Below are 23,516 nucleotides of genomic sequence, written 5' to 3' on the forward strand. Positions count from 1 at the left end.
TTTTTTATTACTTCAAAGACAATGTTTAAAGCTGAGTCAGACGCTCCGCAGCAGCGTCAAGCGTGGCTTCCTGTTTGGCAAAGCACAGACGAATCAGCTTATGCGGGAAGGGATCGGCGCAGAATACCGAGAGCGGAATGGCTGCCACACCCACTTCTTTGGTCAACAGCTGACAGAAACTCACGTCATCCAAATCGGAAATCGCGCTATAATCCACCAGCAGGAAATAGGTGCCTTCACAGGGCAGCACCTTAAAACGGCTGGTGGAGAGTGCCTGAACAAAGCGGTCGCGGCGTGCGCGGTAAAATTCCGGCAGTTCGCGGTAGTGCTCTGGCTCCTGACGCAGCATATCGGCAATCGCCAACTGCGCCGGCGTATTGACCGAAAAGGTCAGATACTGATGCACTTTGCGGATTTCAGCGCTGATTGCAGCAGGCGCGATGCAGTAACCTACTTTCCAGCCAGTCATATGGAAAGTTTTACCAAATGACGCCACCGCAACCGAACGCTGTCGCAGTTCGGCATGGGCTAACACGCTGGCATGGCCTTCTGCGGTGAAGCAGATGTGCTCGTACACTTCATCACTCAGCACATAGATTTCCTGCTCCGCAATTGCCTGCCACAGCTCGGCATAATCGCTTTTGCGCCACACGGTGGCGGAAGGATTGTGCGGCGTATTCAGAATCACTAAGCGGGTTTTGCTGCTCAGCAGGCTGCGGAATTCGCTCCAGTCCACGCGGAAACCAGGCGGCTGCAAGGCGATGCGTTTCAATACGCCACCCGCCAGCTGCACGGCAGGCGCGTAGCTGTCATAGCTTGGGTCGAAGCAGATCACTTCGTCACCCTCACGTACCAGCGCGGTAATCGCGGCGTACAGCGCTTCAGTCGCGCCGGTTGTCACGGTGACGTCACTGTTGACGTCGGGCGTGTGACCATACAGCTCAGCGGTTTTCTCTACAATAGCTTCACGCAGCGGCAGTACGCCGATCATCGGCGCATATTGGTTGGCGCCCTGGCTAACGTGATAGGCCAGACGTTCTTGCAAATAGCGCGGACCGTCGAAATCGGGGAAGCCTTGCGAAAGGTTAATGGCGTTGTGTTGCTGCGCCAGTGCGCTCATTTGCGTGAAAATAGTGGTGCCGAGCGCCGGTAATTTGCTCTCGGGGATCAGGTTGGGCTGCGTCATTGTTTATGGCCTTAAGCACGAATGTCGTTGCGAAGTCACCTCATGTCGTTGTCACTATAAACAGGATGAGAATATAGGGCAATCCAGACGCTTAGAGGTCTAAACAGATCGACACATTGAAAACTAAACGAAAAAAAAGCCTCCAGAGGGAGGCTTTAGTGTTTTACGCGGCTTCGTTTGTTCGCGCGGTGGGCTTACCTTGCGGCTTTGGCACTGCCAGTGCTTCCGGTGCAAAATCATCCACGTTAATCGCTTTCAGGCGGCTGGCTTCAGCGCGGATCAGCACCTGCGCTTCATTCTGATCAATCCAGCCTTCTTTCAGTGCACGCTGTGCCAGTGCATCCAGCCGGGTGAACGACAGGTGCTTTTTCTGCTGCTGGCACAGACGATCGTGAATCACTTCGGCTGCCATCACGTCCTGTAATGCTTGCTCCAATTGACCGGCAGGATTATGCGCGCTTGGTGCCAGATACTGGCCGCGGCCCAAACGGGTGCGTGTTGCAGAGGGCAGCTGCAGCAGTTTCGCCAGTTTGTGATCCAGTTTATCGGACGGCGCCGGGCAGTGATGACCACCAGCGAAAATCACACATCGCAGCGCACCGGCAACCATGCGATTCGGGAAGTTACGCAGCAGGTCATCCATCGCCACTTCGGCCTGATGCAGCGCATCCTGCACGCCCCAATGTACCAGCGGCAAATCGGCTTCGTTACGACCTTCATCGTCATAGCGCTTCAGGGTGGCGGAGGCCAGATACATCTGACTTAACACATCGCCGAGACGTGCCGAGATGCGCTCACGACGCTTCAGGCTGCCACCCAATACCGCCATCGACACATCTGACAGCAGCGCGAGGTTCGCGCTCAAACGGTTAAGGTGCTGATAGTAGCGGCGCGTGGCGTCGCGGGTTGGCGTGGCGCTGGTGCGACCGCCGGTCAAGCCCAGCCACAGGCTGCGTACTTTATTACTGCCCACGTGGCCGATATGGCTGAAGAGTGCGCGGTCAAAGGTCACCACATCGTTTTTCGCGGCGGCATTTATCTCTTCCAGCACCCACGGATGGCAGCGGATCGCGCCCTGGCCGAAGATGATCATGCTGCGCGTCAGGATATTGGCGCCTTCCACGGTGATGGCAATGGGAGCCCCCTGATAAGCCCGCGCCAGGAAGTTGTTTTCGCCCAGCATAATGCCTTTCCCACCGGCGATATCCATGGCGTCGATAATGGTGCGCTGACCGCGATGGGTGCAGTGATACTTCACAATCGCCGACAGCACTGCCGGTTTTTCACCGAGCATGATGCCGCTAGTGATCAGCGTAGCGGCGGCGTCCATCACGTAAGCATTACCGGCAATGCGTGCCAGCGGTTCTTCGATACCTTCCATCTTGCCGATGGAGACTTTGAACTGACGACGGATATGCGCATACGCACCGGTCGCCAGCGCAATGCTTTTCACGCTGCCGGTTGAGTTCGATGGCAGCGTAATACCGCGACCGACCGACAAACACTCCACCAGCATGCGCCAGCCCTGGCCGGCCATCGAAGGGCCGCCAATAATGAAATCAATCGGTACGAAAATATCCTGGCCGCGCGTCGGGCCGTTCTGGAAGGGCACGTTGAGCGGGAAGTGGCGCTGGCCGATCTCCACACCCGGTGTCTGGGTTGGGATCAATGCGCAGGTGATGCCGAGTTCTTCAGTATCGCCCAGCAGATGATCCGGATCGGAAAGTTTAAACGCCAGCCCAAGCACGGTGGCAATCGGTGCCAGCGTGATATAGCGCTTGTTCCAGGTAAGACGCATGCCCAACACTTGCTGACCTTGCCACTCGCCCATGCACACCACGCCGATATCGGGAATTGCGCCGGCATCAGAACCCGCTTCCGGGCTGGTCAACGCAAAGCAAGGAATCTCATCACCGCGCGCCAGGCGGGGCAGATAATGATCTTTCTGCTCATCGGTACCGTAATGTTGCAGCAGTTCACCTGGGCCAAGTGAGTTAGGTACGCCGACGGTGATGGCCAGAATACCGGACACGCCCGCCAGCTTCTGCAGCACACGCGCCTGCGCATAGGCTGAGAATTCCAGGCCGCCATACTCTTTCTTAATGATCATGGCGAAGAAGCGATGCTGTTTCAGATATGCCCACAGCTCCGGCGGCAGATCGGCCATTTCATGAGTGATTTCGAAGTCATTCGCCATGCGGCAGGCTTCTTCAACCGGGCCATCAATAAAGGCTTGCTCCTCTTCAGTCAGGCGCGGCTGCGGGTAATTGTGCAGCTTCTGCCAATCCGGTTTGCCGCGGAACAGATCGCCTTCCCACCACGTGGTACCGGCGTCGATCGCCTCTTTTTCGGTGCGCGACATCGGCGGCATCACTTTCTGGAAACTGTTCAGCGCCGGTTTAGAGAACAGGCTGCGGCGCATCACGGGCAGGTTAAACGGCAGCAGAATGATCGCCAGCGGCAGTAACATCCATGGCGTCCACACGCCCGCCGCGGCCAGCGCGCCGGTCCACAGCAGTGAGATGACACTGCTGAGTTGCAGTGAAATCTGGTGGTAGAACAAAACGCTAAGCAGAATCAGCGTCGCAACGATTGAGGCAACCAACATAATGAACCACTCCATAAGTAGTAAGAGGTCTGACCTGTTATGGGTGTAGGTTTAGAATATGGGATAAAATTTATCAATCTGTTTACATCGCAATTACAACGCATCTCACAAATTCGTTGCAGGATGCGCAACAACTGCCAAACTTCCTCGAGACGCCGCGCTTTTCCTTATTGCGGGCGCTTTGCGGCTTACTCCCATTCCGTTAAACTTGCCGGGTCAATCTTTCCTCTAAAGGACATCTCTATGTATCAGGACATTATTCGCTCAGAACTCAATGAAGCAGCCGATACGCTCAATACGTTCCTGAGTGACGAAGCCAATATTCACGCGATTCAGCGCGCCGCCGTTCTGCTGGCCGATAGCTTTAAAGCGGGCGGTAAAGTGCTCTCCTGCGGTAATGGCGGCTCGCACTGCGATGCGATGCATTTTGCTGAAGAGTTAACTGGCCGCTATCGTGAAAACCGTCCTGGCTACCCGGCGATTGCCATTTCTGATGTCAGCCATCTCTCCTGCGTCAGCAACGATTTTGGTTACGACTACGTGTTCTCACGCTATATCGAGGCGGTAGGGCGCGAAGGTGATGTGCTGTTGGGGCTGTCCACCTCCGGTAACTCAGCCAACATCATTAAAGCCGTTGAAGCGGCACGCGCGAAGGGGATGAAAGTGATCACCCTGACCGGCAAAGATGGGGGCAAAATGGCAGGTTCAGCGGATATTGAAATTCGTGTACCGCACTTTGGCTATGCCGATCGCATTCAGGAGATCCACATTAAAGTGATCCATATCCTGATGCTGTTGATTGAAAAAGAGATGGTTAAGTCATGATGCGTTCCTCTCGCCGCGTGTGAGAGGTGCTAACTTAAGGCGGTTGCTATGTGCGAATTGCTCGGGATGAGCGCCAATGTCCCAACGGACATCTGTTTCAGTTTTACCGGTCTGGTGCAGCGTGGCGGTGGAACCGGGCCGCACAAAGATGGGTGGGGCATTACCTTTTACGAAGGTAAAGGCTGCCGCACCTTTAAAGATCCGCAGCCGAGCTATAACTCACCGATTGCCCGTTTGGTACAGGAATATCCGATCAAATCGCATTCGGTAGTCGCGCATATCCGCCAGGCGAATCGTGGTGAAGTGTCGCTGGAAAATACCCATCCGTTCACGCGTGAGCTGTGGGGCCGTAACTGGACCTACGCGCACAATGGCCAGCTCAAAGGATATCGACAACTGGATACCGGGCCTTTCCGCCCCATCGGTGAAACTGACAGCGAGAAGGCCTTCTGCTGGATGCTGCATAAACTCACCGAGCGCTATCCACGCACGCCGGGCAACTGGCCAGCGGTGTTCCGCTATATTGCCGAGCTGGCAGCGGAAATGCGTGGGAAGGGCGTGTTCAACATGCTGTTATCAGACGGGCGCTACTTAATGGCGTTTTGCTCGACCAATCTCTATTGGATTACGCGTCGCGCGCCGTTTGGCAAAGCCACGCTGCTCGATCAAGATGTGGAGATTGATTTTCAGCAGCAGACCACGCCAAAAGATGTGGTGACGGTGATTGCCACGCAACCGCTGACGGGAAATGAAACCTGGCACCGGATAGTGCCAGGCGAGTGGGCATTATTTTGTCTGGGTGAGCGCCAGGAATGATTTCGAGGCAGCATCCAGCGTCGAAATCGCTGGCGTGTTGTTCACCGCATATTGACCGGTTGCCGTCACGTTCACGGTGGGCGGCACACGGTACTTCGCAAAGTAGGCATAGCCCGGCTGCAGTTCACGCCAGAAGGTAATGTAAGTCGAATAACGGTGGCGCTGCATGTTGCTGTCTGTCATGCGGAATGGATAGATGTTGACCTGAATCTCCTGCTGACCATTACGCAGTGCGGCGTTGGTGTAGTTGAAGATCTCATCCATTGACGCATTGGTCATCGCGTAGCAACCAATCGATACGCAATCACCGTGAATCATTAAATAGTTACCGTCATAGCCTTTGGCGCGATCGTATTGGTTGGGAAAACCGGTATTAATGGCGCGATAAAAACGGCTATCAGGTTTTAACTGGTTTAGCTTGACGTTATAAAAGCCTTCCGGACTTTTGAAATCGCCCTGGCGACGTTTAGGCCCTAAACCGCCAGAGAAATTACAGATGCGATAGCTGTCCAGCAAACGATATTCATTGCCGATTTTGCCGTACAGTTCCAGCGTACGCTCTTCCTTGAAAATCTGAATAAATACAGGTGTACCAATTAATTGTTTCTTTAACTCTTTGCTCACCGGAGCCAGCGGTTGCGTAGGCTCGGGGTTAATTGCCCAGCTAAGGGCTGGCATAAGAATCATCGCAAGCAATAATGCGATTCTGCCCATTCTGTAGATACCTTGAAGTGAAGAGAGACGATGACGCTAAGCGTCCGGGTATTGCATTATCGGAAATATCCGCTATCGCAGCGCAACATTAACATTGTCTGGCTTTTAATCAAGCCGATGTCTTAGAAAATGGCGCGTTCCTAAAAGGAATACGACCCAATATTTGTAAACTTTAATCTCTCACTCAACAATTATTGCCGATATTTTTCTCTACTGTATACTTACCCAGTATTCGGAGGGCGTATGCGCAAAATTATTCATGTCGATATGGACTGCTTTTATGCAGCGGTTGAGATGCGCGACGATCCCTCTTTACGTGATATTCCTATCGCTATCGGTGGTAGCCGTGTGCAACGTGGGGTAATCAGTACCGCCAATTATCCGGCACGCAAATATGGCGTGCGCAGCGCGATGCCAACGGGCATGGCGCTCAAACTCTGTCCGCATCTGCGGCTGCTGCCTGGCCGTTTTGAGGCGTATAAAGAAGCTTCCCATCAGATCCGTGACATCTTCTCGCGTTATACTTCGCTGATTGAACCGCTGTCGCTGGATGAAGCCTATCTGGATGTTACCGATAGCCTGCACTGTCATGGCTCGGCCACGCTTATGGCACAGGCGATTCGCGCCGATATCCTGCGTGAAACCGGCTTAACCGCTTCCGCGGGTATTGCGCCGATTAAGTTCCTCGCCAAAATCGCTTCCGATCTCAACAAACCCGACGGGCAATATGTGATTACACCGGACGCGATGGCCGATTTTTTACTGACGTTGCCGCTGAGCAAAATTCCTGGCGTAGGTAAAGTCGCAACCAAAAAGCTGGAAGAGATGGGTTTGCGCACCTGCGCCGATGTGCAGCGTACCGATCTGGTACTGCTACTTAAACGCTTTGGCAAATTTGGCCGCATCTTGTGGGAACGCAGCAACGGCATCGACGAGCGAAATGTGGTGGTCGAGCGTGAGCGCAAATCGCTCGGCGTTGAGCGCACGCTGATGGAAGACATCCATAGCTGGGAACAGTGTCTGGAAATTATTGATTTTCTTTATGCTGAGTTGGAGCGCCGTTTAACGGCTATCAAGCCGGATAAACAGATCGCAAGGCAAGGCGTAAAGCTGAAGTTCAACGACTTCCAGCAAACCACACAGGAACATGTTTGGCCGGTACTGAATAAAGACGACATCATTGCGGTAGCGCGTCAGGCGTGGGATGAGCGTCGGGCAGGGCGCGGCGTACGGCTGGTGGGATTGCATGTCACGATGGTTGATCCGCAGCTGGAGCGGCAGTTGGTGTTGGGATTATGAAAATGCGGCATCAATAAAAAAACCGACCGAAGCCGTAATGCCGCTCACATAAGCAATAAATCGACGATATATGCTGGTGCGCATGAATGCGCACCCTACGAAAACTCAGCGAATTAAACGTAGGGTCGCCATTCATGGCGACCAATCAACAAAGCATAAATTTACGCTTTTTCGGGCACCACGCTCAGCAGCCCGGTCAGCAGTTTCCAGTACAGACCGACGCTCTCGATGTGTACCTGCTCATCCGGTGAGTGCGGGCCGGTGATGGTTGGACCGATCGAAACCATATCCATATTCGGATACGGCTTTTTGAACAGACCACACTCCAGACCGGCGTGAATCACCTGAATGTTTGGCGTTTTGCCAAACAGCGCTTCATAGGTTTTACGCGTCAGCGCCATCACCGGTGAATCGGCATCGGGCTGCCAGCCAGGATAGCCGCCTTTCGGTGCGCTTTTTGCGCCCGCCAGCTCGGCCAGCGAAGTCAGAACTTCCACTACCCAATCTTTGCCGGTATCGATCAGTGAACGAATCAGGCAGATGATTTCGGCATTGTCGCGATCCATGGTCACTACGCCAACGTTCAGCGAGGTTTCCACCACGCCTTTGGCGACGTCGGAGTTACGGATCACACCGTTTGGCGTGGCGTTCAGCAGATTGAGGAAACGATCGCGGCTATCTGCATTAAGTGCCTGGCCTTGATGCGCCAGCGACTCGGTGACCACAGCGATGTTCTTCTCTTTAATGCCCAGCTCGTTCAGCAGCGTCGCCTGGAAATGTGCCGCAGCAGATTTCAGCGCGTCTACTTTATGGCTGTCGATCGCCAGCGTAGCGAAAGCTTCACGCGGGATGGCGTTACGCAGCGTACCGCCGGTGAATTCGATCAGACGTACATCGAGTTCACGCGCGTGCAGCGCCAGGAAACGTGCCAGCAGTTTGTTGGCGTTGCCCAGACCATGATGAATGTCGGCACCAGAGTGGCCGCCTTTCAGGCCTTTCAGCGTCAGCTTCAGCGTTTCATAACCAGCCGGAATCGCTTCACGGGTCAGCGGCAGGGTGGTGATGAAGTCGATACCACCGGCGCAACCCATATAGATCTCACCTTCCTCTTCAGAGTCGGTGTTGATCAGAATGTCAGCCTGCAACCAGTTCGGCTGTAAACCAAATGCACCGTCCATGCCCGACTCTTCGGTCATGGTCAGCAGCACTTCCAGCGGGCCGTGAATCAGGCTGTTGTCAGCCAGTACTGCCAGCGCTGAAGCCATACCAATGCCGTTATCCGCGCCCAGCGTGGTGCCGCGCGCTTTCACCCATTCGCCATCAACGTACGGCTGAATCGGATCGGTGGTGAAGTCGTGCACCGTGTCATTGTTCTTCTGCGGCACCATATCAAGGTGCGCCTGCAGCGCCACCGGCGTGCGTTTTTCCATGCCAGCGGTCGCGGGTTTACGAATCAGGATGTTGCCAACCTGATCGCGCTCAACCCAAAAACCTTGCTCTTTTGCCCAGCCTACAACGTGTTCGGCCAGCGCTTCTTCGTGGTAAGAAGGGTGTGGAATGGAACAGATTTTGGCAAAAATATCCCACAGCGGTTGGGGTGAAAGTTGCGACAATTCAGACACCATGCATCTCCTGTGTCAGCGTGGCGGACAGACCGCACGCACGCGGGTTTCCAGTGAAAATCGTCGTCAGAAAATCTGACGTGATGGGCCTGAGAATATCACTGTTTCTCGCCGGGTGCGCAATCAGGCGCGCTAAAAACCTGCAACCAGTAAGACAGGTGCTGGTTTTTAAGGCGTCAGATCCTTATAATCTCGCGCAACCTTTTCCCCCTTGCATATTTTTTAAGCCAAGTTTCTTGGCCGGGATTCCTTTATATGAGCGAAAAATACGTCGTAACCTGGGACATGTTGCAAATCCATGCCCGTAAACTGGCCCAGCGCCTGCTTCCTGTGGAACAGTGGAAAGGTATCATCGCGGTAAGCCGTGGTGGTCTGGTTCCGGCATCGCTGCTGGCACGTGAACTGGGTATTCGCTATGTCGATACCGTGTGCATCTCCAGCTACGATCACGATCATCAGCGCGAAATGAAAGTGCTGAAGCGTGCCGAAGGCGACGGTGAAGGCTTCATCGTAATTGACGACCTGGTTGATACCGGCGGCACCGCGCAGGCGATCCGCGACATGTATCCCAAAGCGCGCTTCTGCACCATCTTCGCCAAGCCCGCCGGCCGTGCGTTAGTGGACGACTATATTGTCGATATCCCGCAGAATACCTGGATCGAGCAGCCTTGGGACATGGGCGTGGTGTACATCCCGCCTATCGTTAAAAGCTAATTGATGCATCGCAAACAACGCCCGGTTATGCCGGGCGTTGTGCTTTCTGCGCCTCGCGCACGTATGACGGGTGCAGTACACTCTTAGCCATCGCCACGTTGTTGGCAGGAGAATAGCTGAGATGTCGGATAAAAACCTGAGCGAAGAACTTTTCAAACCGCGTTTTAAACACCCGGAGACCTCCTCATTAGTACACCGCCAGCATCACGCGCCGGTGCAGGTGCATAACGCCCTCGAAGGCGATACGCAGCGCGGCTGGTATCGCATGCTGAACAAACTGCTGTGGACATGGCGCGGTTTGTTGCCGCAGGAGATCAGCGAAGTGCTGGCGCGTATTGCGGTGAGCAACTTCGAACGCACCAATGAGGCTTTGCTTGATACCGTGATTGGCTATCGCGGCGGCAACTGGAATTATGAGTGGTCAAAGCAGGCGGCCATCTGGCAGCAGCGCGCATTGGAAAGCGCGAACCATGACGAGGCGGGACAACACTGGCTGCATGCCGCCAACCTGTTCAGCCTCGCAGCGTATCCGTATATCAAGGGCGACGAGCTGGCCGATCAGGCCCAGGTGCTGGCCAATCGCGCCTACGAAGAGGCCACGCAGCGTCTGCCGGGTGAACTGAAATCCCTGACCTTCCCGATGAGCGGTGGCAGTCCGGTTACCGGCTTCCTGCACATGCCAGCGCAGGCGGAAGCGCCGTATCCCACGGTGCTGCTGTGCGGCGGTCTTGATTCGCTGCAGAGCGATCACTATCGCCTGTTCCATGACTATCTCGCCCCGCGCGGCATTGCCATGCTGACGCTGGATATGCCGTCAGTCGGATTCAGCAGTAAATGGACACTCAATCAGGACACCAGCCAGGTACATCAACAGGTGCTGCGCGAGTTGAGCAATGTGCCGTGGATCGATCACACGCGTGTGGCGCTGCTGGGTTATCGTTTTGGCGCCAACGTTGCAACACGTTTGGCTTATCTGGAAGTGCCGCGGGTGCGTGCGGTTGCGACGCTGGGGGCGATGGTGCATAGCGTGTTTGTAGATGCGCAACAGCAGCAGCAGTTGCCGGACATGTACATGGATATGCTGGCGAGCCGTCTTGGCATGTCGTCCACTTCCGACAGTAATCTGCGCACGGAGCTCAATCGCTATTCCCTTAAAGTGCAAGGTTTGCTGGGACGCCGCACGCCAACGCCCATGCTGGCGGCATATTGGCCGGACGATATTTTCGGTCCGGAAGCGGATGCCCAGTTGATTGCTAATTCATCCTCGCAGGGCAAGACGCTGGCAATTCCTGCTAAGCCGGTGTTTGCCAGTTTTGACAAAGCCTTGAATCAAATTTGTGACTGGATTGAAAAACAGTTGAAAAACTAACTGGCGAAACGACACAGCTCTGCTACAACTAATACCCGGGATTTTCCATTTTTTGTTAATGGAAAGCTGGAAGTGCCATTTAAAGGGTTAAGGGAAACGAGATGACATTACCGAGTGGTCACCCCCGTAGTCGCCTGCTTAAGCGCTTCACCGAATTGGGGCCGTATATCCGTGAAGGCAAATGTGAAGAGACACGCTTCTTCTTCGATTGCCTGGCAGCGTGTGTCAATGTTAAGCCTGCGCCAGAACTGCGTGAGTTTTGGGGCTGGTGGATGACGCTGGAAGCCTATGAAGATCACTTCACTTACGAATATCATTTTGGCCTGTTTGATAAAGCGGGTGATTGGGGCGCTGCGACAATCAAAGGCAAAGAGAACAATGCCAAAGTGGAAAGCACGCTGCGTAATTTCCATGAGCGTCTGAAAGCGATGCTGTTGGAACAGAAACTCGATCTGCGACCGGCGGAAGGCTTTAAAGAAGAGCCGGTGAAACTGAGCGCCTGATAGGTATTTAAGGGTTTAAAAAGAGAAGAGCCGGTGATGAGCCGGCTCTTTTTTTATCGACACATTGAGGGTAAAGCCAACGTCTTAGAACTGGTAAGTCAGACCAACGGCTACAACATCATCGTTGTTGAGTGACAGACGGTTGTCGTCGCTCAACTGGTTGATTTTGTAATCAACAAAGGTCGACATGTTTTTGTTGAAGTAGTAAGTCGCGCCCACATCGATGTACTTAACCAGGTCCGCATCGCCGATACCTTCGATGTCTTTGCCCTTAGTCTGAACGTAACCGATAGAAGGACGCAGGCCGAAGTCGAACTGATACTGAGCAACCAATTCGATGTTCTGCGCTTTGTTCGCCGCACCTGATACTGATGCGCCGGTCGCTGTGTCCGTGCCACTGATCGGCGTCATGTTACGGGTTTCGGTGTAGATGGCCGCCAGGTAAACGCTGTTAGCATCATATTTGATGCCCGCGCCCCATGAATCCGCTTTATCACCTGAACCGTATGCGCGCGCTTGCTGCTGATTAGTACGATCGGAAGAGGTGAGGGCGGACATCACGCTGATGCCGGTATCACCAATGGTGTAGCCCAGAGATGCGCCGTAACCGTCGCCGTTCTGGCGAGACGTATCGGTAGCGCTACCGCGTGCGTTGGCGCTGGTGGAATCGTTTTTGCCCTGGTATTGCAGCGCGAAGCGCAGGCCATCAACCAGACCAAAGAAGTTGCTATTGCGGTAAGTTGCCACGCCGGTGGCACGTGCAGTCATGAAGTTATCGGTACGCGCAGTACCGTCGCCGCCGAATTCTGGGAAGACGTCCGTCCAGGCTTCTACGTCGTACAGTACGCCGTAGTTACGCCCATAGTCGAATGAACCGTATTGACCGAATTTCAGACCGGCAAAGCCCAAACGGGTTTTGTTGCCGTTGTTGGCATCAGAACCTTCAGAGTTATTCACGTTGTACTGATATTCCCACTGACCGTAACCGGTCATCAGGTCATTAATCTGCGTCTGGCCTTTGAAACCGATACGCACATAAGATTTGTCGCCGTCGCTTGACGCGTTATCGCTGAAGTAATGTTCAGCTTTAACACGGCCGTAGAAGTCCAGTTTATTACCATCTTTGTTATAAACTTCTGCAGCGTTTGCGGTGGAAGCCAGTGCCAGCGCTGATACAACGAATGCCAGTGTGCTCTTCTTCATTTTGCTATCAATCCCAATGAGTAAAATTTGTTGTACCCGTGAAAGGTTTTGTAAAACACGGACTTTTTACCGGTTGGCGATGAACGTTTTATGACATTTTTTCGGATTTCTTGTTAATTGCGAACTTTTGGTCTAGCGCATTGTCCGGGGATTTTTGTGCTTTTCCCCTTGCTGTTGTTGGCTTCCTTGCTCACTCCTGATAAAACGTCCCTTCGCAGATTTTTTTCTTATATGGCAGGAAAAACATGAGTGGCAGTCAGACCCTTGTGGTCAAGTTGGGTACTAGCGTCCTCACCGGCGGTTCACGTCGGCTGAATCGGGCGCACATGGTGGAGTTGGTGCGTCAGTGTGCGCAGTTGCACGCCGCGGGCCATCGCATTGTTATCGTCACTTCTGGCGCGATTGCGGCCGGACGCGAACACCTTGGTTACCCCGAACTGCCGCCCACCATCGCCTCAAAGCAGCTGTTGGCTGCGGTGGGGCAGAGCCGTTTGATTCAGCTGTGGGAACAACTGTTTTCTATTTACGGTATTCATATCGGTCAGATGCTACTGACGCGCGCCGATATGGAAGATCGTGAACGCTTCCTTTACGCGCGTGACATGCTGCGCGCGCTGCTCGACAACCACATCGTGCCGGTGATTAACGAAAACGATGCGGTGGCAACTGCAGAAATCAAAGTGGGCGACAACGACAACCTGTCGGCGCTGGCGGCAATGCTCGGCGGCGCCGATAAACTGCTGCTGCTGACCGATCAGCAAGGGCTGTTCACTGCCGATCCGCGCACCAATCCTGAAGCGGAGTTGATCAGCGACGTGCACCAGATCGACGACGCATTGCGCACCCTTGCAGGGGGCAGCGTGTCTGGCCTGGGAACGGGCGGCATGGCGACCAAGCTGCAAGCGGCGGACGTGGCGTGCCGCGCGGGGATCGATGTGATCATCGCCGCTGGCAGTCGTCCGGACGTGATCAGCGACGTGTTGTATGGCAAACCGGTTGGCACGCGCTTCCACGCGCAGCAGTCACCGCTGGAAAACCGTAAACGCTGGATCTTTGGCGCACCGCCCGCGGGTGAAATCACCATTGATGATGGCGCACTGGCCGCCATGCTAGAGCGCGGCAGCTCGCTGCTGCCAAAAGGCATTCGTGAGGTGCAGGGCAACTTCTCACGCGGTGAAGTGATCCGCATTCGTAGCCTGCAGGGGCGCGATATTGCCCACGGTGTGACGCGCTATAACAGCGATGCCATGCGCATGATTGCCGGACATCACAGCCAGGAAATCGGCGAGATTCTCGGTTACGAATATGGTCCGGTCGCCGTGCACCGCGACGACATGATCGTCAGTTAAGGAGCGGATGATGTTAGAAGAGATGGGTAAAGCGGCGCGTGCTGCGTCGTACAAACTGGCAGCACTCTCCACCGAACAAAAAAATCAGGTGCTACTCAGCATCGCCGATCGTCTGGAAGCGGAAAGCGCCGATATTCTGGCGGCAAACGCGCAGGATTTGGCAGATGCGCGCCAAAATGGCATGAGCGAAGCGCTGCTCGATCGCCTGACGCTCAATCCGCAGCGCCTGAAGGGCATTGCGGATGACGTACGTCAGGTGTGTCGCCTTGCGGATCCGGTCGGTCAGTTGATGGATGGCGGCCAGCTTGATAGCGGCTTACGCATCGAACGTCGTCGTGTGCCGCTGGGCGTTATCGGTGTGATTTATGAAGCGCGCCCGAATGTCACCGTTGATGTCGCGTCGCTGTGCCTGAAAACCGGTAACGCGGCGATTCTGCGGGGCGGCAAAGAAACCTACCGCACCAACGCGGCCACGGTGCGCGTGATCCAAAATGCGCTGACCCAGCACGGTTTACCGGCGGGTGCCGTACAGGCGATTGAAAACCCGGATCGTGAACTGGTCAATCAGCTGCTGAAGCTGGATCGCTACGTCGATATGCTGATCCCGCGCGGCGGCGCAGGTTTGCACAAACTGTGTCGCGAGAATTCGACGATTCCGGTGATCACCGGCGGCATCGGCGTATGTCATCTTTATCTCGATGAAACCATGGAGACAGAGGCGGCGCTGGCGGTGATCGTCAACGCGAAGAAGCAGCGCCCAAGCGCCTGCAACTCGCTTGAAACGCTGCTGATCCATAACGATCAAGCCGATCGCTTTATTCCTGCATTCCTGCAACGTATGGCGCAAGAGAACATTGCGCTGCACGCCGACGAAAATGTGCTGGCGCTGCTGCAAAACGGTGCCGCCGAAGTGGTCGCGGTGCAGGCGGAAAATTATGATGACGAATGGTTGTCCAACGATCTTAACGTCAAGCTGGTGGCGGATATCGATGAAGCCATCGCGCATATCCGTGAGCACGGCACGCAGCATTCTGATGGCATTCTGACGCGCAGCATTGGTAACGCCAATCGCTTCGTCAACCAGGTTGACTCATCCGCGGTATACGTTAATGCCAGCACGCGCTTCACCGACGGCGGCCAGTTTGGCCTCGGCGCCGAAGTGGCGGTCAGTACGCAGAAGCTGCACGCGCGAGGTCCGATGGGACTTGAGGCGCTCACCACCTATAAATGGATAGGGTGGGGCGACGATACGCTACGTCGCTAATATTCGCTCCTGCATGACAATGGGCACCGAAAACGGTGCCCATTTTTTTCGCTTTCGATCCAGTTATTCTAAGAGCTTTTTGATTTATTTCTGTCATCTATGGCGGGCTCGCTGCTTTTCACCCATTTTTTCCTTTAGATGCTGGTCTTACTGCTACAGAACAATCCTGAAAACCCCTGTGAGAACAAGCGATATGGCAATGATCACTGGTTTCGGCCTACCCGAAAGGGATAATGATTGTCCAGCTTCATTGATAAAAGCGGTTGGGTAGTAAACTGCCGGTAATATAAAATGAACTGGTAGCAAAAATGAAAATAACATTCAGTCTTTTACTGAAGGCAGATTATTAACTGATGGTTAAAAAAGAAAGTACGAGACAAGCATTCACTGCCAGGCTGATTGCCGCGTGCGAAAGCGCGGGAATTATCGGACATGGACGGAACAAACAGGTTGCGCTTGCGCTGCAAGAGAGGGGATGCAAGATCTCAACGCCGGGGGTGTGGAAATGGTTTAACGGACAATCGATACCCGATGATAACAATTTACTGGCGCTCAGCCAGTTACTCGACGTGCGTGTTGAGTGGCTGCAATTTGGTATGGAAAAACCGGCCGCCCTGCTGACGCAGCGAAGTTTGGTTAATCCACAGCATCTGTTTCGCGTAGAGAGTCTGGATATCGGTCAACACGGTGTGCGCAGCAGCACGCGCGATGAACTGGTAGAAACCATTCAAGCCATTGAATATGGGCTGGAAGAGGCGCGCGTGTTGTTTAATGGCCGCCCCGCCGAAAATATTCGCCTCATCGCGCTGAACAGCGATTCGATGGCGGGCACCTTTGCGCCGCGCGATCAGCTGTTCGTCGATATCAGCGTGCATCGCTTTGATGGCGATGGCATCTATCTCTTCACGCTTGACGATCAGCTCTATCTCAAACGCCTGCAGCTGCAGCACAAAAAGGTCGCGGTGATCTCAGATAACAAGCGCTATGAAACCTGGTATTTAACCCTGGAAGAAGCCAGGACGCTGCAGGTGGTGGCGCGGGTGATCATGAGCCAGGCGCGGGATTATCAAATCCTGGGTTGATCACAAAACGCCAGAATGCGGTAAAAAAATATTTTGGCTGAAATCATAAATTTAACTGACGGTAAATAAAAAATTAACCATTGGTGTTTGCCAATGCATTAGAACCTGTTAATAATTTGAGCATGGATGGACAACATACCTGCTCACGGATGAGCCCGCTCTTAAACAATTGAGGCGCTGCACAAGCGCGATACATACCATCCAAAGTTAGTGAACTTTGGGATGGGGTGGATACGCACTTTGCAGCGTTGTCAGTTGCCCTCTGTTTTCACTCTCCTCTACTTCACCCTGGCCGCGAATGCAGCCGGGCGAGTTGACGTCGAGTATTTTCCAGAGGAACAGCGAACGCGTCGGCTTCAGCCGAATCGCCGTGCCTGCCACCCCATCGCCAAAGACTCATTAACAGGAGGAGTTATGGCGATTATCCAGTACGGGAAGTCAGTATTTTCAGGCAATGCACGCACGCGCCGCCATCGGCGACGCCAGTCCCTCAGTCGCCTCAAGCGCAGCATCGACAACGCGCTCGGCATCGAATACGAAAACGTTACTTTGCGCACCGCTGAACGCATCTGTCAGCGCCAAACGCACTCACGCATTGACTGCGCGGTGTTAGCGCCTGTTCGCGTTCAGCAGGCACAAGCGAGTTTCGATAACTGCTGTTTACCCCATGTCTATTTGTACGCCGTGCGCTAAATCTTTCTCCCCTTTCCCCAGTTTTAAGCGGAACGTTTTATAGATGCTCAGTGTTTAACCATCCTTGAGCGTTTCGCTTATCAAACAATGCGCTGAGATCAGGAAACGATCAGCGAGATTTATGTGTTTTTACCGCTTTGCGCAGCCATTTTCAGGCTGTCGCGCCCGTCTAAGAGGAATTTCTATGAGTCAGATTATTGCCATCCTGAATTTTGAAGAGGGTTACCGCGAAGCGCCTTACCTCGATACCCTGGGTTTCCCTACGGTGGCGGGGGGGATTCGCATCGGCCCGAAAGGGGCCTCACTCAGCAACTACATCTTCCAGGTGCCGCGTCCGGTGGGCGATGTGTGGAAGCAGTGCATTGTCGAGGGCAAGGTGCAGCAGATGCATCAGCGTGCGCTGGTGCAGCAGGCGCTGGCCAAATGCAATGAGGCGCGCTGCGATGTGCTGATCAGTATGGGTTATCAACTGGGTGTGGATGGGCTGGCGATGTTTCGCGGCATGCTCACCGCCATCACTCAGGGCGATTTCAACAGCGCAGCCAACGCCATGCTCGACAGTTTGTGGGCTCGCCAAACCTCGGGCCGCGCCCGGCGGCATGCCGAAGTGATGCGCAGCGGCACGTATGACATCTATCGGGGGCTGCTATGAATCTGAAACTGCTGATTTTTGTCACCGCAGTGCTGGCGGTAATCGTGGTGGTGATGGTGATGCAGCGCTTCACCACGCTGGAATTTGTTAAACATGCGCGGCTGTTATTCAAAACCTGGTCAGTGTGGCTGGCGTCACTCGGTTCGATGCTCAGCGCGTGGGTGCAATCGTTTCCCACCGCTGCGCTTGATGCATGGAACAGCATGCCGCCGGATGTGAAAGCGATTCTGCCGCACAACTATCTCGGGTTGATTGGCGCTTTCATGGTGGCGATGGGCGTCATTGCCCAATTCGTTCGCCAGAAAGGCCTCAACCAGCAAAAAACGGCGATGGAGGAAAAAGCATGACACTTATCACGACATTGCTTGGCGGCAGCTGGCACTGGCTCGCCGCCCTGGCAGGCGTCATTGCCGCGTTAGCGGCCAGCTACTTCGGTGGCAAGAAAATCGGCAAGGTGCAGCAACAATCCAAATCCGCCGTCGAGCGCGCCGATCAAGCCGCGGCGCAAGCGGTAGCCGTTAACCAGCAGCAGCAACAGCTGCGTGAGGAGGCCAAACGTGTGGAAGCCAGCAACCTTAATCTTGATGACGCTGCTGCTCGTGACAAGCTGCAGCAGTCGAAATACCACCAGCCCTAAAGCTCCTGTCGTCATCGACTCAGCCTGTACCCTGTTTTCCCCGATTTATACCCACGGCAATGACGCCGAGCGCATGGACGTTCGCACCGTGCGCGCCATCAACAATCACAACGATCTTTGGGATCAGCACTGCGGTCAACCGGCCCAGTAACGCTGCTCTCACGCATTTGCATTACCTACCCGAAAAGCCGAGGAGGCTATAATGATCGAAGTTAACTCTTATGCAGAACTGCGTACCACCGTACCGGCCAAAAACGGCGATCTGGCATTCTTACGTCGCTACAACGCTGACTCCACCTTCCACGGCGGCGGTGATTTTACCGGCTTTATCGGTACCACGACCGCGGTAGAAGATGGCGGTACGCTGGTGATCGGTAACGGTTTTTACTGGAAACGTGTGATTAACGATCCAAAGGACATCAACCTTTATCACTTCGGTGCTAAAGGCGATGGTTACGCCAACGATACGGAGGCGTTCAACCGTATGCTGGCATGGACGCAAAGCTACTCCGGTAACATTACCGCGTTACCGGTGCGTTTCCCTGGCGGTAAATTCCTGATCAGCCCGATCGACATCAGCGGTACCGAGCGCGCCTTTTTTGGCTTGCAAGGTGATGATGTCGAACTGGGTTCGCTGCCGCGTACCACCATCATTTCCGACAAAAGTGCCAACACGGTATTCAAGGTGAAGGCGCGTCGTACCTCAATCAGAGGTATCGCGTGGAATGGCCAGGCATCGGCGGATATCACCACCAACAAAAGCACTATCACCTCCGATATGTGCAGCAACGTGCAGCCCTTCTTCGAAAACACCTGTATCGAAGGCACCACCGTCAATATCTACTGTTTCCGCGCGCAGAATAACGGCGGTACGGTGATAAAAGTGTTGGATACCCTCGACAGCAAATTCGACCAGATTTACACCCTGTATACCTACGGACGTGTGTTTGATGTTGGCTGGTCGAACTCGCCGAAAGGCGCCTGGGATCACTCCACCGCCATTGAGCTGTGTAACTGTAACTTCCAGACCGGTTACGGTGACGCCACGCTCTACATGCCGCGTGTGACGCAGGGGATTATCCGCAACGTGTGGATTGAGCACACGCGCAATCCGGGCGACCTGTCGGATGGCGGCTGGACGGTTGATACGCTGAATATTGAAGATTGCGGTACGCCGTTGAATCTCAACAATGCACGCGTGGTGATCCGTCAGCTCAACCTGCAGTCTGGCGCAAAACTGAGTCTTGATGCAGCTGCTGGACGCTGGTTATCCACCTTTGAATACGGTTATCGCCGCGACGAGAACTACGGCACCTTTATGACCGGGTCGCTGCGCGCGGGCTATTTCAGCGGCTACAAAATTACCAATAATACCGACACCGATAACTGGTATCGCGTCGGGCAGTTGTTCTTCCCGAACGCCAACCAGCAGTGGGTGATGGAGTTTATTGGTAAGGCGGATGCCACACAGCCAACCGGCACCGCTGGCTCACCGGTCAATGTGGCGGCGACCGGTAAAACCTGGGTCAACCTGCAGCGTCTGGAAACGGTATGGGCGGATGCTTATCACATGGGGCAGCCAGCGGTGCTGGATATCCGCTACAGCCGCGTGGGAACCACTTATGCGGCGGTGTGGGTAAAACTGCGCGCCAACAGTGGTGACACCATGATGAACCTGAAATGCACCGGTCCAACGCGTTTCGATACCGGTTCTTGCTCGCTGTTCCAGCAGGACTTCTCTGTCGTGACCGATACCACCAAACTGGGCGGTTTCAAACCGGCGGCGCGCTTCGGGCTGCATAACGGTTTGGCCGGTATTGGTGCCAACGAGAAAGGGGTGCTCACCGTCGCGACGGCGGCCGGCACACCGACCAACAAAACCGCGCCTACGGGCTTTGTGCTGGTCAACATTAACGGTGTCGATCGTAAACTTCCTTATTACGATTGAGGTCCAGCACCTTTTTGGCGAGGCTTCGGCCTCGCCTTTTTTTGTTTGTGGTTACGTATATATGCAGGTGCGCATGAATGCGCACCCTACGAAAACTCCGCAAATTAAACGTAGGGTCGCCATTCATGGCGACCTCCCGGCAAATCACCCTTTCGGGAAAATCCACACATGGTTTTCCGGCAACGCCAGATGGCAATGTTGCGGATCACGCACGTCGCTGCCGTAGGCGCGAATTACAAAATCATCGCCCACGGTGCGGAACAAGTATTCCCAGCGGTCGCCAAGGTACATGCTGGTGAGTAGCGGCAGTTCCAGCTGGTTTTCGCCCGGCGCATCGACCACGTTTACACGTTCGACGCGAATCACCGCCGTGGCTTCCTGGCCGTTTTGCACGCCTTCGCCTGCCCGTCCCCATAACGCCCAGCCTTTGCCCTCAATACGCGCTTTGCCGTCGCGCAGCTCGGTGATTTTACCGTGCAATCGGTTGTTGCTGCCCATGAACTCGGCGGTAAACAGGGTTTTCGGCGAGCCATACATCTCTTGCGGCGTGCCTTGCTGTTCGATTTTGCCGTTATTGAGCAGCAAAATGCGGTCGGAAATCGCCATCGCCTCATTTTGGTCGTGCGTTACCATCAGCGCGGATAAGCCTAACTTGATGATCAGCTCACGCAGGAACACGCGCGCCTCTTCGCGCAGTTTGGCATCCAGATTCGATAACGGTTCATCAAGCAAGATCACCGGCGGGTTATAAACCAGCGCACGACCAATCGCCACGCGCTGCTGCTGACCGCCGGAAAGCTGGTGCGGATGACGCTTGCCGAGATGACCCAAACCCAACTGCACCAACACATCTTGTACGCGTTGGGTGATCTCCGCAGAGGGCACTTTGCGCAGCTTTAATGGATAAGCCACATTCTCAAACACGGTTTTGTGCGGCCACAGCGCATAGGACTGGAACACCAATCCCAGATTACGTTCTTCCGCTGGAATCTCACTGCGCGGCGTACCGGCGTACACCGTGTTGCTACCAATCACGATGGTGCCCTGAGTCGGTTTCTCCAGCCCGGCGACCGCACGCAGCAGCGTGGTTTTACCGCTGCCGGACGGGCCAAGCAGAGAAACCACTTCGCCTCGCTGCAAATTCATCGACACGCCTTTCAGCACCGGGTTGTCGCCATAAGTTAAGTGCAGATTTTCCACCGATAATTCAATCATGTAATTTGACTCCAAATCGCAGGGCAATACCCAAACCGACGACGACCAGCAGGATGTTAATAAAGGAGAGTGCGGCAACAATATCAATCGCGCCCGCCGCCCACAGGGAAACCAGCATGGAGCCGATGGTTTCCGTACCGGGCGACAGCAGATACACGCCGGTGGAATATTCGCGCTCGAAAATCAGGAACATCAGCAGCCATGAGCCAATCAGGCCGTAACGGGATAATGGGATGGTAACGTGACGCGTAATTTGTCCACGCGTGGCGCCAGTGCTACGCGCCGCTTCTTCCAGTTCCGGCCCTACTTGCAAGAGCGTTGAGGAGATCAAGCGCAGGCCATAGGCCATCCACACCACCGTATACGCCAGCCAGACGCTGAAGATGGTGCTGCGCAGCGAACGCAGCCAGACGACCAGGTTATCGCGCAGCCACTGCGACCAGGCGAAATCGGAGAGCCAGCCCGATTTGAGTGCGTTATCCAGCCACATCGGCAGGAACAGGAATACCCAAAGAAACGCCAGACCGGCCAGCAAGCCCGGTACCGCACGCGGCACTAATACGCTGTAGTCGAGGAAGCGCGTAGTGTTATCCGGTTTACGGTGCATGGCGATGCCGATAAACAGATAACACACCACCGCCAACGCGCCGCCGATCACGCCAATCGCCATCGAGTTGACGATAGCGCGCAGCAGGTTGGGCTGCGCCCAGATGGTCTGGAAGGTTTTAATCGACAACTCATCCCACAGTGAGACACCAACGCCCCAGTTAGAGATGAACGCGCGCAGCACCACGCCCAGCAGCGGCACGCCAATGGTCACCGTCAGCCAGAACGCCACCACGGCACCGGCCACCCAGCGCCATTTGCCCAGCGGCAACGCACGCGCCTGCGAGGCTTTGCCTTTTACCGTGACAAAGCGGTTGGCTGTACGCATCAGACGGCGTTGCAGCATGACTAACGGAATGGTGATACAAATCAGTACCACGGCCACCGCAGCCATCAGGTGGTAGGACGGCGTGCCGAGCTTATTCGTTAACTGATAGAGATAGGTGGCCAGCACCATGTTGCCTTCGGGATCGCCCAGCACCAGCATCAGGCCGAACACTTCCAGCCCGAGGAAGAACAGCAGCACGGTGGCATACAGCATCGAAGGACGTACCATCGGCAAGCTCACCGACGTCATCACCTGCAACGGCGAGGCACCGGCAATACGCGCCGCTTCTTCCACATCCGATCCTACGCTGCGCAGGGCCGATGAAATATACAGATAGGCGTGCGGTACGTGCGTCAGACCAGCAATCACCACGATGCTCGACATGTCGTAGATATTCCACGGCACAAACCCGAGCAGTGATTGCGCCCACAGCGAGAAGAATCCCACTGGACCGGCGGCCACCACATAACCAAATCCCAGCACCATCGGCGAGACAAAAATGGGCACGAGGATCAGCGGCTCAATAAGGCGTCTGCCCGGTAGATCGGTACGCACCATTAAGAACGCCAGAATGCCGCCCAGCGGAATGGCGATGATCACCAACCCGAAGGCGAGAATAAATCCGCTGCGCAACGCTTTATAGAAATCGGGATCGGTGAAAATAAATTCAAACGATTCCAGGCTCCACGCTTTCGACGGCGCAAAGAACGGCGCAGATAAGAAACTTTGAATAACAATAAACGACAGCGGAATGTAGATAACCAGCGTGGTTATCAGCACCACAATGCCGCGCGGCAGGCTTTGCCACTTTCTCTGCAATGCACGCATATTGAGACCCTGAATGGCGAATCAGATAACAGAAAGAGAAGCGCGCCGCAGTAGA

At 54.7% G+C, this 23,516-nt stretch carries 21 protein-coding genes; 14 read left to right on the forward strand and 7 right to left on the reverse strand.

Annotation, left to right across the window (positions count from 1 at the left end; translation table 11 throughout):
* Positions 1-25: 25 nt before the first annotated feature.
* Together AC6I8K_RS04065 and fadE are read right to left on the reverse strand one after the other, a co-directional pair.
* A complete protein-coding gene (locus AC6I8K_RS04065; RefSeq protein ID WP_497826264.1) occupies positions 26-1,186 on the reverse strand; it encodes a pyridoxal phosphate-dependent aminotransferase in 1,161 nt (386 codons plus the stop codon).
* A gap of 163 nt (positions 1,187-1,349) precedes the next feature.
* Positions 1,350-3,794 carry an acyl-CoA dehydrogenase FadE gene (fadE, locus tag AC6I8K_RS04070; RefSeq protein WP_497826265.1) on the reverse strand — a complete coding sequence of 815 codons (2,445 nt, stop codon included), beginning with the start codon at positions 3,792-3,794 and terminating at the stop codon, positions 1,350-1,352.
* 243 nt (positions 3,795-4,037) lie between these two features.
* Between fadE and lpcA the strand changes: the two genes are divergently transcribed.
* Both lpcA and AC6I8K_RS04080 read left to right on the forward strand, forming a co-directional pair.
* Positions 4,038-4,619 (forward strand): D-sedoheptulose 7-phosphate isomerase, encoded by a 582-nt coding sequence (gene lpcA, locus AC6I8K_RS04075; RefSeq protein WP_064740353.1) that lies wholly within the window; start codon positions 4,038-4,040, stop codon positions 4,617-4,619.
* A gap of 48 nt (positions 4,620-4,667) precedes the next feature.
* Positions 4,668-5,435, forward strand: coding sequence for a class II glutamine amidotransferase (locus AC6I8K_RS04080; protein WP_064740354.1), 768 nt, complete (start codon positions 4,668-4,670; stop codon positions 5,433-5,435).
* Here the strand turns inward: AC6I8K_RS04080 and dpaA are convergent.
* A complete protein-coding gene (dpaA, locus tag AC6I8K_RS04085; protein ID WP_064740355.1) occupies positions 5,406-6,149 on the reverse strand; it encodes a peptidoglycan meso-diaminopimelic acid protein amidase in 744 nt (247 codons plus the stop codon). The two genes, AC6I8K_RS04080 and dpaA, sit on opposite strands and share 30 nt — an antisense overlap.
* A 243-nt stretch (positions 6,150-6,392) precedes the next feature.
* Here dpaA and dinB point away from each other — a divergent pair, with 243 nt between their 5' ends.
* The gene (gene dinB, locus AC6I8K_RS04090) at positions 6,393-7,448 is read left to right on the forward strand and encodes a DNA polymerase IV (protein ID WP_483816865.1); all 1,056 of its coding nucleotides are present in this window, start codon (positions 6,393-6,395) and stop codon (positions 7,446-7,448) included.
* A 161-nt stretch (positions 7,449-7,609) separates the two neighbouring features.
* Here dinB and pepD read toward each other — a convergent pair whose 3' ends face one another.
* On the reverse strand, positions 7,610-9,070 hold the full coding sequence (gene pepD, locus AC6I8K_RS04095) for a beta-Ala-His dipeptidase (protein WP_064741183.1): 1,461 nt from the start codon (positions 9,068-9,070) through the stop codon (positions 7,610-7,612).
* A gap of 255 nt (positions 9,071-9,325) precedes the next feature.
* On the opposite strand from pepD, the gene gpt reads away from it, so the two are divergent.
* The 3 genes from gpt (at position 9,326) to crl (ending at position 11,656) form a co-directional block, all read left to right on the forward strand.
* Entirely contained in the window at positions 9,326-9,784 is a 459-nt protein-coding gene (gpt, locus tag AC6I8K_RS04100; RefSeq protein WP_007887137.1) for a xanthine phosphoribosyltransferase, read from the forward strand.
* Positions 9,785-9,905: 121 nt separating this feature from the next.
* On the forward strand, positions 9,906-11,153 hold the full coding sequence (gene frsA, locus AC6I8K_RS04105; RefSeq protein WP_497826266.1) for an esterase FrsA: 1,248 nt from the start codon (positions 9,906-9,908) through the stop codon (positions 11,151-11,153).
* A 101-nt stretch (positions 11,154-11,254) separates the two neighbouring features.
* On the forward strand, positions 11,255-11,656 hold the full coding sequence (gene crl, locus AC6I8K_RS04110; protein WP_008108946.1) for a sigma factor-binding protein Crl: 402 nt from the start codon (positions 11,255-11,257) through the stop codon (positions 11,654-11,656).
* A gap of 84 nt (positions 11,657-11,740) precedes the next feature.
* Here the strand turns inward: crl and ompC are convergent, their stop codons facing one another.
* The gene (ompC, locus tag AC6I8K_RS04115) at positions 11,741-12,859 is read right to left on the reverse strand and encodes a porin OmpC (RefSeq protein WP_064740358.1); all 1,119 of its coding nucleotides are present in this window, start codon (positions 12,857-12,859) and stop codon (positions 11,741-11,743) included.
* A 245-nt stretch (positions 12,860-13,104) separates the two neighbouring features.
* Between ompC and proB the strand changes: the two genes are divergently transcribed.
* From proB to AC6I8K_RS04155, 8 genes are all read left to right on the forward strand, one after another.
* Positions 13,105-14,208, forward strand: coding sequence for a glutamate 5-kinase (gene proB, locus AC6I8K_RS04120; RefSeq protein ID WP_064740359.1), 1,104 nt, complete (start codon positions 13,105-13,107; stop codon positions 14,206-14,208).
* Between the two features lie 10 nt (positions 14,209-14,218).
* Positions 14,219-15,472, forward strand: coding sequence for a glutamate-5-semialdehyde dehydrogenase (gene proA / locus AC6I8K_RS04125; RefSeq protein WP_483817955.1), 1,254 nt, complete (start codon positions 14,219-14,221; stop codon positions 15,470-15,472).
* A 353-nt stretch (positions 15,473-15,825) separates the two neighbouring features.
* Positions 15,826-16,554 carry a S24 family peptidase gene (locus tag AC6I8K_RS04130; RefSeq protein ID WP_064740361.1) on the forward strand — a complete coding sequence of 243 codons (729 nt, stop codon included), beginning with the start codon at positions 15,826-15,828 and terminating at the stop codon, positions 16,552-16,554.
* 414 nt (positions 16,555-16,968) lie between these two features.
* Positions 16,969-17,247 carry a transcriptional antitermination N peptide gene (locus AC6I8K_RS04135; RefSeq protein ID WP_483816868.1) on the forward strand — a complete coding sequence of 93 codons (279 nt, stop codon included), beginning with the start codon at positions 16,969-16,971 and terminating at the stop codon, positions 17,245-17,247.
* Positions 17,248-17,431: 184 nt separating this feature from the next.
* The gene (locus AC6I8K_RS04140; protein ID WP_064740363.1) at positions 17,432-17,899 is read left to right on the forward strand and encodes a lysozyme family protein; all 468 of its coding nucleotides are present in this window, start codon (positions 17,432-17,434) and stop codon (positions 17,897-17,899) included.
* A gap of 2 nt (positions 17,900-17,901) precedes the next feature.
* Positions 17,902-18,246, forward strand: a complete 345-nt coding sequence (locus AC6I8K_RS04145; protein WP_196762376.1) for a DUF7940 domain-containing protein — start codon at positions 17,902-17,904, stop codon at positions 18,244-18,246.
* The gene (locus AC6I8K_RS04150) at positions 18,243-18,536 is read left to right on the forward strand and encodes a hypothetical protein (RefSeq protein WP_064740365.1); all 294 of its coding nucleotides are present in this window, start codon (positions 18,243-18,245) and stop codon (positions 18,534-18,536) included. The genes AC6I8K_RS04145 and AC6I8K_RS04150 overlap by 4 nt, the downstream gene beginning before the upstream one ends.
* A 202-nt stretch (positions 18,537-18,738) precedes the next feature.
* Positions 18,739-20,484: a putative phage tail protein gene (locus tag AC6I8K_RS04155; RefSeq protein WP_483816869.1), complete on the forward strand. Its 1,746-nt coding sequence runs from the start codon at positions 18,739-18,741 to the stop codon at positions 20,482-20,484.
* A gap of 144 nt (positions 20,485-20,628) precedes the next feature.
* On the opposite strand, the gene AC6I8K_RS04160 is transcribed toward AC6I8K_RS04155, so the two are convergent.
* Positions 20,629-21,699, reverse strand: coding sequence for an ABC transporter ATP-binding protein (locus tag AC6I8K_RS04160; protein ID WP_064740367.1), 1,071 nt, complete (start codon positions 21,697-21,699; stop codon positions 20,629-20,631).
* Positions 21,692-23,461, reverse strand: coding sequence for an ABC transporter permease (locus tag AC6I8K_RS04165; protein ID WP_064740368.1), 1,770 nt, complete (start codon positions 23,459-23,461; stop codon positions 21,692-21,694). The genes AC6I8K_RS04160 and AC6I8K_RS04165 overlap by 8 nt, the downstream gene beginning before the upstream one ends.
* Between the last annotated feature and the right edge of the window lie 55 nt (positions 23,462-23,516).

This window comes from Pantoea sp. X-Soil-ISGK-421 (assembly GCF_059730785.1).

What these genes read in the sequence shown, in the direction of transcription:
- fadE (WP_497826265.1), bottom strand. Translation starts at nt 3,794, where the DNA reads ATGTTGGTTGCCTCAATCGTTGCGACGCTGATTCTGCTTAGCGTTTTG.
- dinB (WP_483816865.1), top strand. Translation starts at nt 6,393, where the DNA reads ATGCGCAAAATTATTCATGTCGATATGGACTGCTTTTATGCAGCGGTT.
- proA (WP_483817955.1), top strand. Translation starts at nt 14,219, where the DNA reads ATGTTAGAAGAGATGGGTAAAGCGGCGCGTGCTGCGTCGTACAAACTG.
- ompC (WP_064740358.1), bottom strand. Translation starts at nt 12,859, where the DNA reads ATGAAGAAGAGCACACTGGCATTCGTTGTATCAGCGCTGGCACTGGCT.
- dpaA (WP_064740355.1), bottom strand. Translation starts at nt 6,149, where the DNA reads ATGGGCAGAATCGCATTATTGCTTGCGATGATTCTTATGCCAGCCCTT.
- frsA (WP_497826266.1), top strand. Translation starts at nt 9,906, where the DNA reads ATGTCGGATAAAAACCTGAGCGAAGAACTTTTCAAACCGCGTTTTAAA.
- AC6I8K_RS04155 (WP_483816869.1), top strand. Translation starts at nt 18,739, where the DNA reads ATGATCGAAGTTAACTCTTATGCAGAACTGCGTACCACCGTACCGGCC.
- AC6I8K_RS04165 (WP_064740368.1), bottom strand. Translation starts at nt 23,461, where the DNA reads ATGCGTGCATTGCAGAGAAAGTGGCAAAGCCTGCCGCGCGGCATTGTG.
- AC6I8K_RS04065 (WP_497826264.1), bottom strand. Translation starts at nt 1,186, where the DNA reads ATGACGCAGCCCAACCTGATCCCCGAGAGCAAATTACCGGCGCTCGGC.
- AC6I8K_RS04130 (WP_064740361.1), top strand. Translation starts at nt 15,826, where the DNA reads ATGGTTAAAAAAGAAAGTACGAGACAAGCATTCACTGCCAGGCTGATT.
- proB (WP_064740359.1), top strand. Translation starts at nt 13,105, where the DNA reads ATGAGTGGCAGTCAGACCCTTGTGGTCAAGTTGGGTACTAGCGTCCTC.
- lpcA (WP_064740353.1), top strand. Translation starts at nt 4,038, where the DNA reads ATGTATCAGGACATTATTCGCTCAGAACTCAATGAAGCAGCCGATACG.
- AC6I8K_RS04160 (WP_064740367.1), bottom strand. Translation starts at nt 21,699, where the DNA reads ATGATTGAATTATCGGTGGAAAATCTGCACTTAACTTATGGCGACAAC.
- AC6I8K_RS04135 (WP_483816868.1), top strand. Translation starts at nt 16,969, where the DNA reads ATGGCGATTATCCAGTACGGGAAGTCAGTATTTTCAGGCAATGCACGC.
- gpt (WP_007887137.1), top strand. Translation starts at nt 9,326, where the DNA reads ATGAGCGAAAAATACGTCGTAACCTGGGACATGTTGCAAATCCATGCC.
- AC6I8K_RS04080 (WP_064740354.1), top strand. Translation starts at nt 4,668, where the DNA reads ATGTGCGAATTGCTCGGGATGAGCGCCAATGTCCCAACGGACATCTGT.
- crl (WP_008108946.1), top strand. Translation starts at nt 11,255, where the DNA reads ATGACATTACCGAGTGGTCACCCCCGTAGTCGCCTGCTTAAGCGCTTC.
- AC6I8K_RS04140 (WP_064740363.1), top strand. Translation starts at nt 17,432, where the DNA reads ATGAGTCAGATTATTGCCATCCTGAATTTTGAAGAGGGTTACCGCGAA.
- AC6I8K_RS04150 (WP_064740365.1), top strand. Translation starts at nt 18,243, where the DNA reads ATGACACTTATCACGACATTGCTTGGCGGCAGCTGGCACTGGCTCGCC.